The organism is Runella sp. SP2, assembly GCF_003711225.1.
Lineage (GTDB): Bacteria > Bacteroidota > Bacteroidia > Cytophagales > Spirosomataceae > Runella.
The window spans coordinates 545,458-559,174 of record NZ_CP031030.1 but is presented as its reverse complement, the minus strand read 5'-3'; the positions used below and the strand labels follow the sequence as shown (position 1 = coordinate 559,174).

The following is a 13,717-nucleotide window of genomic DNA, read 5'->3' as shown; positions in this document are numbered from 1 at the left end:
AAAAGGGAACGTAAAAGGGCATTGAACCAACTACCACATCCATGAAAAAGATAAAACTGGAACAACTAGACCGCAAACTTCCGTTTGAAACCCCCGAAGGATATTTTGACAAATTTCCTTCAATGGTTCAGACGCGTTTGCATGAGCATATCGACGAAAAAGAAACCAAATTTACCATCGGTTGGTCGTGGCGCCGTACGGCCATTGTAGGAGCAGCAGCCAGCGTGATTGGGGCACTTTTGTGGGTGACATATCCCCAAAAACAATTGTCGCTGAGCGAAGAAAGCCTCAGTCAAGTCTCTGACCAAGAAATCTATAATTATTTAAAAGATACGCAAATCACCCAACAGGAAATGGGCGAACAAACGTCGCTCAATGAGCTTTATTCCAACGAAGACGTATTGTTACAACAGCTCAACGTCGATGATGAAGCCCTCCGAAAAGCTATTCAGGAAGCAGATATTGAAGAAAATATTTAGTAGTCACCTTACATACCAACCATGAAAAAGTTACTGTTTGTCGCCATCGTTTCCCTTCTCACCCACGCCGCTGTGGCGCAGGATGGAGGAAACCAAAAAATAGAAAACGCCAAAATTGGGCTTATCACCAATCGCCTCAATTTATCTACCGAACAATCTCAGCAGTTTTGGCCTATTTACAACGATTTTGACGGGAAGAAAAAAGAGATTCGCAAACAAATGCGTCGCCTCATTGTCGAAACCAATACCTTGACAACACCCGATGAAAAAATCCTGGCCAATATCAAAGAATCGCTGAATTTGCAGCAAAAAGAAGTTGATTTGGAGAAAGAATACGTCGCTAAATTTCTCAAAGTTATCAACGTCAGGCAGTTAGCAGAGCTTTATAAAGCAGAACAGATGTTCACGCAAATGCTTTTACAACGCCTAAACCGCAACCCACGTTCGGGAAAAGAGTAATTAACAAAATATGTCGTATAAAGGTTAGGCAGGGCAATGTAAATTCCCTGCCTTTTTTGTTAAAAATCCGTGGGCTTGTGTAACTTGTAGGCGCATTTACCTAACCTTGCGTATGATAGATTTTACTACATCCCGCCGTACGTTTCTGAAAAACTCGTCAGTTAGTAGCCTTTCTTTATGGTTAGCTCCGAACGCTCCAGAAACCTCTGCGCCCTCCTCTTTGCCAGTCTCCCTACAACCCTTTCTTGCCCCCTCACCTACCCTTGCCCTTGATTTAAGCCCCGCCAAATGGATTTGGTACCCAATGCAGCGGTGCTTGCCCAATACCGTAGTGCTTTTCAGAAAAGAGTTGAATTTACCTTCTAAGCCCCGAACCGCAAAAGGGTATATCATTGGCGATAGTCGGTATCTATTTTTTGCCAATGGGCAACGCATTCAGTTCGGACCCGCCCCCGCCGACCCTCGTTGGTCAGAAGCTGACCCAATTGACCTCACCAACCACCTGAACGCAGGAACCAACGTTTTGGGCGCGCAGGTGTTGTTTTATGGGCACGGTGATGGAACCTGGCCCGTGGGAAAACCTGGATTTCTTTTTAAAATTGATATTGAATTTGCCAACGGAAATACCCTCCAAGTAATTTCTGATGGAACTTGGCAAACCCTCATTGCGCGCAGTTGGCCACCTGGGCACTACAAACGCTGGTATTTGCGGGCTTTTCAAGAGGAATTTGACGCGCGCCTTTATCCTCACAAATGGTACACCGCCGAATATGTCCCGTTTGAAGAATGGCTTTTGGCGCAAGAACTTAACAACCCCGCCAACAAACCACCCATCAACAGTACCTTCAACGAATATACCTTAGACATCAGTGGCCGCGTGGAAACTTCGCAACTACGCAGCCGAAGTATTCCGCTGCTCAAGGAAAACCTTCTTTCGGTCGCCAAACTGGCTGAGTCGATGACTATTCGGTGGAAACGAAGTCCCCAAGAATATTTTGAATTTGGTACTCCCGATGCTTACGTTGTGCAACGCCTCCCTTGTGTGGTGAGTAGTACCCCGCAGAGCTGGACCATCAATGTGGACAAAGACCGTGGAGCCATTTTGACGTTTGAGTTGAAAGAGCAAGTCGTTGGTTTTCCTTATTTTACGATTGACGCCCCCAGCGGGACAATTATCGAACTCATGGTACAAGAAGCGCACCTTGTAGGAGGCGAGCCATTGTTGAATACTAAGTTTAATTCGTGGACTCGCTTCATTTGCCGCACGGGTACCAATCGCTTCGAAACGTTTGACGTTGAATCATTGCGGTGGTTACAGCTTCACATTCACGGAAGCGAGGGACAAGCCATTGTGAGCAATGTGGGCGTTCGTCGTCGGCAGTATCCTTGGCCTAATCCCGCCCAAGTTCAGTGCAACGATGCGAAAATTCAAAAAGTACTCGAAGCTGCGATTAACACCTTGCATAACTCATGTCAAGAAACGATTGTCGATGGGATGGCGCGCGAGCGTCAGCAATACAGCGGCGATTGTGGCCACCAAATCCACAGCCTTCAAAACACCTTTGGCGACCGACTTTTACACGCTCGTTTTATCAATACCTACAGTCAAGGTCTAACCCTCGACGGCTATTTTCTGGACGCTTGGCCTGCTTTTGACCGACTCGCACGTGTCATGGAGCGGCAGGTAGGGCTAACCCCGTGGGGACCTTTGCTCGACCACGGCGTGGGTTTTAATTTCGATTGTTGGTATTATTACCTTTATACGGGCGACAAACTCGCACTGACCGAAGTGATGCCTCGGTTGGTCAAATTTTTTAATTATCTCCTCAAACTTCGTGCTTCCAACGGACTCCTTCCCGTGGAGAATTTGGGGGTGCCTACCGTTTGGATAGATCATGATGCCTACAAAAAACAACGACATAAGCAGTGCGCATTCAATCTCTACACGGCAGCTATGATGCAAAAGGCTTTCGCTCCGCTTTGCGAAGCTATGGGAATGAACGACCTAGCCAACAAAGCCCGCGCTGTTGGAAACGAAATTCAAACCGCGACTGTAAAGCTGTTTTGGAGTTCGGCCAGAGGAATGTTTATCAATAATTTACCTTGGGTAGCCGAAGAAAAAGAAGAACGTATTTGCGACCGTTCTTTAGCTACGGCCATTTTATACGATCAATGCCCCGAGGGAATCACCAAATTTTGTGTAAAAGCGCTTGCAACTCCTCCTGCCAACTTAGGCATCTCCTACCCCGCCAATGCCAATTGGCGCTACTGGGCACTGGCAAAAGCAGGAAATGTCCAGCCTATTATCGACGACTTCCGTTCGCGTTGGTACGGAATGGAATCCGTGGTTGAAAACAATACGTTGGCAGAATGGTGGCACGTTCGACACGACTCAACCCAGCAGTGGAGCCATTGCCCCGTAGCGCCCCTTTTTGTCACCTACATGGGGCTGGCAGGCATTCAGCCGCTCAGTCCAGCGTTTAAAAAAGCTCAAATAAGACCTCAATTGGGTGATTTAGACCAACTTTCGCTTATTAACTACACCGCCCAAGGTGCTATTTTATTCAGTGCAATGGGAAAACTTGGCAACCGAACCTTCGAAATTTCACTTCCGCAAGGATGCGAAGCCGAGCTTGTAGTACCTGCGGCAGAGGAGCTAAAAAGCCTGCCTACCATTGGGCAACCTGCCAATGGCCTTCGGAAATATCGTTTAACTTCGGGTCGTACCCACACATTTATTCTCAAAACCATCTAACAAACTAATTCATCACACCGCATGAAAAAAGTGCTACTATTACTTTTGTGGTCGCCTATGCTATGGGCACAAACCATTTCGTACGAAACCAGTAAAGGCCAAGAAACGGCTACGTACGAAGAAATTATTCGCTTCTATCAGGCTTTGGACAAAAAATACGACCAAGCGTCGCTGATTGAAGTAGGCACGACCGATATCGGCAAACCTATTCACTTATTTGTACTATCCGCCAACAAAATTTTTAAGCCACAAGCGGGAAAAGTCACTTTATTGGTCAACAACGGCATTCACCCTGGCGAACCCGAAGGAATTGATGCCAGCATGATGTGGGCACGGGAATTGTTGGAGAAGAAAGCCCTTCCTGCCAACGTTGTGCTCTGTATTGTACCTGTTTACAACGTGGACGGGGCGCTCAATCGCGGGGTTTCGCGCATCAACCAAAACGGCCCCAATACCTACGGGTTCCGCGCGAATTCCCGAAACTACGACCTGAATCGTGATTTTATCAAAACAGATTCCAAAAATTCGGAGTCGTGGCAACGGATGTTTCAAGCATGGAGACCTCACATTATTATCGACAACCACACCTCCAACGGCGCCGATTACCAACATGCTGTTACTTATTTTGCGACCCAAAAAGACAAATTCAACGCACAGGTTTCGGGCTTTTTTAGCAAAGAATTTAATCCTGCCCTCGATCAAAAACTGTCTGCTTCTGGTTTTCCTCCCGTTCCGTACGTCAACGCGTTTGGCGCTACTCCCGAAACGGGTTATTTAGGCTTTAACGATGGCCCACGCTACAGCTCTGGGTACGCGTCGTTGTTCAACTGCGAAACCTTTGTGGTAGAACTTCACATGCTCAAGGATTACCCCACACGCGTCAAAGGAACGTACGCGTTTATGGAAATTACGCTAGAACTTGCTACAAAACATGCCAACACGATTGTGGCCAACAAACAAAAAGCGGATGCAGCCGTTGCGGCTCAAACAAAATTTCCGTTGAGTTGGAAATTGGATCGCACAGTGGCAGATTCTATTACCTTTAAAGGATTTGCGGCCAAATACAAGCCCAGCGAAGTGAGCGGCCTCAATCGACTCTATTATGATAGAAATGAGCCGTTTACAAAACGTATTCCATTTTACGACCATTACGTCGCTGATTTACAAATAGAAAAGCCCAAAGCCTACATCATTCCGCAGAGTTGGGGTCGGGTAATTGAGCTTTTAAAACTCAACGGTGTACAAATGCAAACACTGCCAAAAGACACCGAAATGGAAGTCGAAACCTATTACATTGAAGACTACAAAAGCCCCGCCAAGCCTTACGAAGGGCACTATAACCACACGGGAGTAACGCTGCGTAAGGAAACCCAGAAACTCCCATTTTATCAAGGAGATTACATCATCACGGTCAATCAGCCGAGCAACCGATACATTGTCGAGACCCTTGAACCACAAGGTTCTGATTCGTTTTTTTCGTGGAATTTTTTTGATAGTATTTTGGCACAAAAAGAGCACTTTTCGGCCTATGTGTTTGAAGACGTGGCGGCCGATTTGCTCCGTAAAGACGCAGCGTTGAAGCAGAAGTTGGAAGAACGTAAAAAAGCGGACGAAGCGTTCGCCAAAAATGGTGCCGCGCAGCTAGAATTTATCTACAAAAACTCTCCGTATTCGGAGAAATCATACTTGCGGTATCCTGTGTATCGCTTGCCGAAATAGCCATTGTATCAGGAGTTTGAGTCGGTTCGTCTGACTCAAACTCGTCTTCGCCGAAGTAAAAAAATGGGTCCATAGTATGTTGGGGTTTGTTTTGACAACTGTGTTTGTCATATATACGTAAAAACATACCCTGATGTCACATTTTTTCAAAAAAATATTGTACTGGGTCAGACGGTAGTCAGACCCGATAGTTACTTCTCAGGTCTGACTATCGTCTGACCTATACCTTCACTACTTCGTTTCGTTCGATATAAACCAACAACGCTTCAACTCGCTTGTGCCCCATCTCTTTGAATAGATTCACGTACCGTTTTATTTGTCGGCTGTGGCTGTCGAGAGGAATCCCCGTTTTATAATCTAAAATCACCACATAGTCATCGGGTAAAAACACGACGCGGTCGGGGCGATGAAGGTTGCCATCGGGAGTTAAGATTTCACGCTCGTTGAGTACCGTATTTTCAGCGTCGAACAGCCCTTTCAAATCAGGATGTTTTAAAATATTTTCGAGGCTTTTTTGAATTTCTGCGGATTCGGAGGAATCAATGACTCCATCGTTTTGCATTTGTGCCAATGCCATCGGAACATCGCTGGGCGTTTTTACTTTTGACAAAGCATAGTGAACTTTGTTTCCGTGGTCTTTTTTTTGTTCAAAAGTCTCCACGTCAAACACCCGATTGGCCAACCGACGGAGGCGCAATTCACGACTTCGGTCGGTTGAAATGACGTTGGGAATGTAGAATGAATGTCGAGGGTCGAATGCAGAATGTCGAGTGTGGGAGCTATCCCCTGCTAACACTTGACTGCTATCTACTAACTGCTGCTCGCTGTCCGCGGACTGCTGGTACTGATACAACCAATAACTAATGCGGCGAGGTGTTTTGATTTTTTCAAAGTTTTCTGCTTTGGCCAGTACGTATAACCGCCGCGTGGGACGCGTAAAGGCCACGTACAACAAATTCAGGTTTTCGACAAATACCCGCTCGCATTCTTCGCGGTACTGCGTTGCGATGGCGTCGGGTGTTTGGTCGAGGGCAGATGTGACTCGTACAGAACCTGTTTTTAGGAATCTTTCTTCCATGTATTCTATCGCCTCTCCAGCCTCTACCTTTCCAGCTTCCCACGACGATACGCCTAATGCTTCAGCTGGTTCCAAATTTACCCACATGGTATCCCGTTTGGCACTAGGCACAAACTCCCAATCGGCATACGGAATGATAACAATGGGATATTCAAGCCCTTTGGAACGGTGGATGGTCTGGACGGTGATGGCGTTGGGGTCGGAAGGGGCAGAAATCGAGATTTTGTCTTTTTGGGTTTCCCAATATTCCAAAAAGTCGGCCAAGTGACTTCCGCGTTGCGTGCTAAATTCGAGCACCACGTCCAAAAAGCGAAATAAATAGTCGCGTTCGTCCACGAGTTGAAACAAACGAAACACCTGAATTAGCTTTTCCGAAAGCTCATAAGCGCTCATTTGCAGAAACTTGTAAGGCGTCAAATGAGTGTCGAGGGTAGAAGGTAGTGTATCGAGTTTTTTTTGCCCATAAACTGTATCCTGCAATTTATTCACGTAGTTGTAAAACAAATGCACATCGGTGGACTCCACTGCTTGCTTGATAAACTGGTTGTCGTTCGCATCAGGAATCCGCTCCAAAATCAGGCGGAAGTAAAGATACAGTGCTTCGTATTTATCCAAGCGACTATCGGGTTTTACCAGTACCCGCATAAATGCAGTCACCAGATTGACCGCCGCCGAAAACCGCAACGACAGCGAATCATCCGAAATAATATTGTATCCGTTTTCTTTTAAATGGTTGGCAATCTTTTTGGCATCTCGTTTAAAACGGCACAACACCGACACGTCTCCCAACGAAAAACCCTCTTGTTCTGTCACTTGCCGAATCAACTCCAGCGTTCGGGTAATCATCACGGGGGTATCGTTTTCGTCATCGCCTTCTTTCCCTTCCACAAATTCGATGTTTACTTGACCTCCTGTTTTGGGGTTAGGTGGAATTTCTTGGGCAACTTGAGCAAACACTTCCTGCGCTAACGGAAATTGGTCGCGGTATAGTTTTTCGACCGTTTCAAAAAAAGCATTGTTAAATTCAATGACTTCGCGGGCGCTTCGGCGGTTGGTACGCAGCACATCGTCTTTGAGGTGCCAACGAATATTTTCAAGGCGTTCTACCGTCAGTTCGCTATCGCCCAAAGAACGATACAGGCGGTCCATTTTTTTGGAATGAAGCGCAATGATTTGATCCATGTCACCCCCTCGAAAACGATAAATCGCCTGCTTGGAATCACCCACGGCCAAATTAAAGTGCTCGTACCCTAAACTATTGTCAATCAGCGGCAGGAGGTTGGCAAACTGTAATTTGGAAGTATCTTGAAACTCGTCAATGAGAATGTGGTTAAATTTCTCCCCCAGACGTTCGTAAATAAACGGCACGGGGTCTTCGGTGACGATTTTGAGGATTTTTTGGTTAAATTCCGAAATGTGGACGCGGTTGTTTTCTCGCAGTTGGCGGTCAAATTCTTCCTTAATTTCGTTCAACAGCGACAAATGGTACAAGTGCGGAATCAGCTGTTGGTACAAATAATAATGTTGACTGTTTTCGAGGCGAATCTTTTCAATGTGCCCGTAGCAATCAGCCAATTGCGGTTTCAGAGTTTCAACTGCCTCCACCACAAACGGACGCGCTGATTTTGCCAACCACCCTTTGTCGTTTTCAAACGCATCTTTTTCGCGACTACCAGGTTCCGACATCGATTCCGAATCTTCGGTGCGTTTTTTGAAATATTTAAAGACCGTTCCGTACGCAAAATCTTTCTCGTCGAGCCCTTTCTCCAAAATTAGCCGTTGTCCTTCCTCCGCCCATTTAATGATTTGGTTCTCCCATGTTTTAATGGCAGTCACCAGTTGACGACGGATTTTTTTGAAGTCTTTGGCTGTTAGTTCTGAATTTTGAACAATGGCTGCGTAGCGTTGTTCGTTGAGCAAATCGGTGGCAAAACTCGCCAATGCTTCGGGCAAATTGTGATAGTTTTGACCATCCTGCCCTGCTTCCAAGTAAAAAGATTCCAAAATATCGGTCAATTCTCCGTAGGAATCATCGCCCGTATGTTCGAGCAAACGCTCTACCGCCATCAATAAAAGTTCACCCGCTTCCATCTCCACTTCAAACGAAAAAGGCATCCCCAGTTCGTCGGTAAATGCGCTCACTACCCGCTGGACGAAGCTATCAATCGTCATGACAGCGAAGTCGCTGTAATCGTGCAAAATTTGCTTAAAAACGCGTTCGGCTCGCGTCCTCAGGGCTTGTTCTTGCACTTTGTAGGCCCCTTCGAGGTCGTTGAGGGTCTGGGGATAAAGTTCACGAATGATGTCAGCCAACATGGGATCGTTTCCGCCTTCGGCAAATACCTGCAAACGCCCCAAAATCCGTTCCTTCATTTCGCGGGTAGCGGCTTTGGTGAACGTAATAGCAAGAATGTGCTTAAAATAATAAGCGTTATCGTTTTGGAGAACGAGCTTGAGGTATTCTTTGGTGAGGGTGTAGGTTTTGCCCGACCCCGCCGATGAACTAACGATTTTGAACATAAAGCAACAACGAACTTATTTTCGAGGTATGCAAGTTAGTCCATTTATGGGGATACTGAAAAATTATTGAACCATATAAGAAATATAAGAGCATAGAAGTTTTCTTATAATCACTTATATATCTTAATATGGTGGTAAAATGAACCCTACTCACTTCAACACCACAACCTTCTGCGAAAACGTCTGATTATCAAGATAAATCCGAATCGTATAGGTGCCATTGGGTAATAACCGAGGTAGTGCACTTGATTTTTCACGCGTCGCAATGTTATTTTCTTGCAAAACCACCCGTCCGAGGGCATCGAGCAACTCAAAACGCCACAGACGGCCTGTTTGCCCCGTTACTTTGACCACAATGCCCGATTCGGCAGGATTAGGGCTTACCGAGGCAGAAATCCGCTCGCTTGGGGTGAGTTCAATCCCCGTAATTGTCGTGCTTGGAGGTATCACAACTACGCTCGTTTGGCCTACCAATTTATCCGAAAGTTCGTTGAGGTAACATTCCAAATTGGTGTACCCTTCTACCCCCGTAAATTTTTTAGAGAGTTGCGTTCCATTGTGGTCTTGTACGTTGGGATTCAGGCCATTGGCAGTTTCCCAGTCGTTGGGCATTCCATCGTTATCAGCATCGACAGGTGGCGGTGGGGCGGTATCCAACAGAAATGCGTCGTTGAAATAATCGGTGCCGTTGATGGCTTGGGAAGCAATCGTGTTTGAGGCAATTGGTGCCAACAAACGCCGATCCATCGGGTCACGGGGAAACGCGCCCACATTTTTGGCAGCATAGGTTGGCAAGTCAGTCGCCGCTGTAAGCGTAATTAATGGAAACGAATGGCGCGTTGTGAGGCGTTGAGCAGTTCCTAAACTGGTGTTGGGGGCGTTTGTGTTAAAATCATTGCAGCAGTAAAATAACTGATAATCTGAATATTGCGCATATCTATTCAAACGATTCCCTGAAACGAACAGCCGATTGGACGCGTTGGACAAAAAATCGGCCGAGGCTAATGGGCCGTTGTAAGTAGAACGAACCACCGAGTAGTTGTTGGTAAAATTGAGGTTCAGTCGAAAATTGGTACAATCGCTCCCACCCGACGTACAGGCGTTGTACCACGTCTGAATCTGCTGATCCCAAAAAAGATTCGAAGTGATTTCGATATTGAGTGGCGCCGAGCTACAAAAGGGTGACTCACACGACAATTCAGGAAAACGCCCCCCAATCCGATTCCAAACATTGTGGTGAATGCTAATATTGTCTTGCGGATGGTCGGCACGCGAATAATTGACCAACATTCCCCCCAAATGAAAGTGCTCGCCGAGGGTTTCGGACAGCATACAGTTTTGAATGGTAATATTGCGTGAATGCGAAATTTGCACACTTTCGTCAATGGCATTGGCAAACGAACAATGATCCACGATGACGTTTGAAGCACCGTCGAGCCGCAAGCCGTCATCAAGTACGTACCCTTGGTTAGGCAATGTTTGGGTAGGTTTTGGGCGCGAACGCAGGTGGCGAATAATCACATTGCGTGAGTGGGTGTTTTGCTCGTAGATTTCGTCCAAAATAATACCCCGAACAATGATTCCTCCTGGGGAAGTTTGCCCCGCAATGGTAACATCCCCTTTGAAAACTTCGGCGGCACACGGAATCACCCCACTCACTTTGAACAAAATATACTTAGCTCCCGTTTGGTTCAAACCGTTTTGTAACGACCCAGGCCCAGAGCAATTGAGATTGGTGACGTAATAAACACTACCACCGCGCCCTCCCGTAGCCACCGCTCCAAAGCCCTCCGCCCCTGGAAAAGAAGGAATGGTTTGGGCTAAACTTTGCCATAAAACGCCAACAATAAAGGCAATACTCAACAATAGTTTTTGCATACAACTTTGTGTTCTATTTTGAAAACAAAGCTCGCTTTTTACCATAAAATGCAGACCTACAAACACGACAAAAACTGGTACAATCGCGCCAATCTACGTTTTTTGAGCCTTTTCTTGAAAATCAGAGGGAGTTTGGCCAAAGTGTTTCTTAAAGATTCGGGAAAAATAGGCAGGGTCGGTAAATCCCAATTCGTAGGCAATTTCGGTAACGTTTTTTGGAGAAGACACCAGCCAGAGCGCTGCTTTTTCTAGTTTGATTTTACGAATAAAATCCGTGGGAGTCAGATTGGCTTCTTCCCGCAGTTGACGTTGGAGCTGACGCAAGCTGAGGTTGAGGTGTTCGGCAAGATCAGACGGAGAAAGTTCTTGTTGAAGGTTTTGCAGCACAAATCGCTCTGCATTTCCAACAAGAGTCACATCGTCCGCAGCTACGTCCGTGGGCGCAATCACTCGATAGACTTTTTCTTCGACGGTCACAATGGTTGGGAAACGACGCTTCCATTGCCAAATTCCGAACGCGACAACAATCAAAACGATACTTAAACCCACTCCTATACCCTTGGTGAATGTACGTCGAAAGCCCGTCCACCAAGTCGCTTGCCCCACCAACTCAGCCGCTTGCCACCTAGTCGGAAAACCAAAATCTTTGTAGCCACCGATACTTTGGTAGTCATAAAAAGGAATAGAGGCGTCTTCGGCCAAGGGGCGAATGTCGAGGTAATGGTCGGCGTCGTTGAGGCAGATGTCCACCTTGAAGCGTTTTTGCATCTGCGGGCGAATTCCCAAAGCAGCCCAAGCTACTCGAAACTCAATAAGGTATCCCTCGTCTTGATCGGTTTCGTTATTGACAGTCCCCCTACGAGCCACCTGATAATCCATCACAAAATGCGACGTCATGGTATCTTTGGGGACCTTTGATTCGTTTACTTTTATCAAAAACTTATCTCCTCCCCTAAACACAGTTAAGTTTCCCATAGCATCCATAATCAGCTGAAAATCATCGCCCTCCATTAACGCTTTGCTATTATTTTGGGTATCAATGTAGAACTCTACTCCATCGTTAAAAGTAATACGAGGGCTACCACTTTTATCGTTGGCAAGGTCGGTCAAATGAGCATCTTTTACCTCAAAAACACCGTACAAATACATTTCATCAAAGCCCAATGCATACCGCATTTCGTTAGGTGATTTTACCAAACGACTTTTGGGGCGATACCTCCGAAAAAACGCTTGAGGCCATTCGTTGGATTGACCATCGATGGTTGGGAGTTCGTCAAGGTAGTAAATAGGTAATTGAGCGCAAACACCATGCACGAGAAGGACAAATACCAGCTGTAAAGCGAGTTTTTTCATAGAATTGAGCACAAGTTAGCTATTTTTTGTTTTTTTGTAAATAGCCCTAAAATAACAAACCTCGTTCCTTTTTTTACATGATCACATCGCCCTCCGATTGGCCACTTTGGCGTAAAATCATTTTTCGTTTCACTGCCATTTACTTTGGTTTTTACTGCATCAATTTCTTTGGTTTTTCCGAATTACCACTGATAGGAGTTGTGCATAACGGCTATATGGCTGCCGAAAAAGCAGTGGTAGAATGGCTCAACCAGTATTTGTTTCATATCAAAGACGTATTAGTTCCCGTGGCGGGTAGCGGCGACACCTCGTTTGGGTACGCAGAGTTATGCTTTCATAGCCTCATGGCCCTCGTCGGGACGGCACTTTGGTCGCTGCTCGACCGTAAAAGGCCAAGCTACGAAACTGCCTACTATTGGCTCATTGTAGGGCTTCGGTATTACGTCAGCATGGTTTCGTTCGTGTACGGGATTATCAAAGTATATGCCCAACAAATGCCCTTCCCCAATTTGAGCCAGTTCGCCACTCCCATTGGCGATTTGTCGCCGATGCGGTTTGCTTGGTTTTTTATTGGGTATTCGCAGCCCTACGAGGTATTTTCGGGGGTGATGGAATGCGTAGCGGGGGCTTTGCTCATTTTCCGACGTACAAGTACTTTGGGGGCATTGATAGCTGCGGGCGTTTTTCTAAACGTGGCAATGATGAATTTGGCTTACAACATCCCTGTAAAGCTGTTTTCGATGCACTTGTTTGTGTTTAGTTGTATTTTACTCCTGACTGATGCCCAGCGTCTTCTTCGATTTTTTGTTCTCAATCAGCCTACCGAACCGCTACCTCCTGCGTACGCATTTTCCGAAAAATGGATGCAAACGTCTCGTATTTTGTTAAAAGTTGTTTTCATCGGTTTATTTATCGTTTTTCCTTTCTACTCTTCCTACCAATCAAGCCTTCATCCTTTCAACGAAGCCCCTCCCAAAGAAGTCTTGACGACGGGCATTTTCGACGTGGCTTCGTTTGAAACCTCAGGGCGAATGGCAACCGATAGCCTCCGCTGGAAGGACATGATTTTTGAGAAAAACAACAGTGGTAGCATTCAAACCGCCGACACGCTTTTCAGAATTCGTTACGGACGAGCGTATTTTGGTTATAAATTGGATTCTTTACACCAAACCATCTCCTTTAAAAAACGCTCCAGCGACAGCGCTAATTTGTTTATTCTCCAATGCACTTTACCCGACACCAACACCGTAATCCTCAAAGGAAAAGTGCAAGATGACTCGTTGAAAGTAGTCTTAAAGAGAAAAAAGAAAACTTTTCCTTTGGCCCAAAAACCATTTGATTGGATGTTGGAGACTGTACCTTGAGAAATTCTATTTTACAGGCTGTGTGAAAAATACAGATGACATTGGTTTTGTAAGGGAATCGACGTTTATCGCAAACGTTTTCCGTAAAAATAGTGTTAGACCATCATACCAA

At 45.9% G+C, this 13,717-nt stretch carries 8 protein-coding genes; 5 read left to right on the top strand and 3 right to left on the bottom strand.

Annotation, left to right across the window (positions count from 1 at the left end; translation table 11 throughout):
• Positions 1-41 precede the first annotated feature (41 nt).
• From DTQ70_RS02185 to DTQ70_RS02170, 4 genes are all read left to right on the top strand, one after another.
• A complete protein-coding gene (locus tag DTQ70_RS02185) occupies positions 42-479 on the top strand; it encodes a hypothetical protein (protein WP_122929290.1) in 438 nt (145 codons plus the stop codon).
• Positions 480-500: 21 nt separating this feature from the next.
• Positions 501-938 carry a Spy/CpxP family protein refolding chaperone gene (locus tag DTQ70_RS02180; RefSeq protein WP_122929289.1) on the top strand — a complete coding sequence of 146 codons (438 nt, stop codon included), beginning with the start codon at positions 501-503 and terminating at the stop codon, positions 936-938.
• Between the two features lie 112 nt (positions 939-1,050).
• Positions 1,051-3,693, top strand: a complete 2,643-nt coding sequence (locus DTQ70_RS02175; RefSeq protein ID WP_122929288.1) for an alpha-L-rhamnosidase N-terminal domain-containing protein — start codon at positions 1,051-1,053, stop codon at positions 3,691-3,693.
• Positions 3,694-3,714: 21 nt separating this feature from the next.
• Positions 3,715-5,412, top strand: a complete 1,698-nt coding sequence (locus DTQ70_RS02170; RefSeq protein ID WP_122929287.1) for a M14 family metallopeptidase — start codon at positions 3,715-3,717, stop codon at positions 5,410-5,412.
• Between the two features lie 220 nt (positions 5,413-5,632).
• Here the strand turns inward: DTQ70_RS02170 and DTQ70_RS02165 are convergent, their stop codons facing one another.
• The 3 genes from DTQ70_RS02165 to DTQ70_RS02155 form a co-directional block, all read right to left on the bottom strand.
• Positions 5,633-9,010, bottom strand: coding sequence for an exodeoxyribonuclease V subunit beta (locus tag DTQ70_RS02165; RefSeq protein ID WP_122929286.1), 3,378 nt, complete (start codon positions 9,008-9,010; stop codon positions 5,633-5,635).
• A 150-nt stretch (positions 9,011-9,160) separates the two neighbouring features.
• Positions 9,161-10,888, bottom strand: a complete 1,728-nt coding sequence (locus tag DTQ70_RS02160) for a T9SS type A sorting domain-containing protein (RefSeq protein ID WP_164489817.1) — start codon at positions 10,886-10,888, stop codon at positions 9,161-9,163.
• 93 nt (positions 10,889-10,981) lie between these two features.
• Positions 10,982-12,241 (bottom strand): helix-turn-helix domain-containing protein, encoded by a 1,260-nt coding sequence (locus DTQ70_RS02155; protein ID WP_122929284.1) that lies wholly within the window; start codon positions 12,239-12,241, stop codon positions 10,982-10,984.
• 77 nt (positions 12,242-12,318) lie between these two features.
• Here DTQ70_RS02155 and DTQ70_RS02150 point away from each other — a divergent pair, with 77 nt between their 5' ends.
• Complete coding sequence (locus DTQ70_RS02150) at positions 12,319-13,605, top strand: hypothetical protein (RefSeq protein WP_122929283.1); 1,287 nt, start codon at positions 12,319-12,321, stop codon at positions 13,603-13,605.
• Positions 13,606-13,717 lie beyond the last annotated feature (112 nt).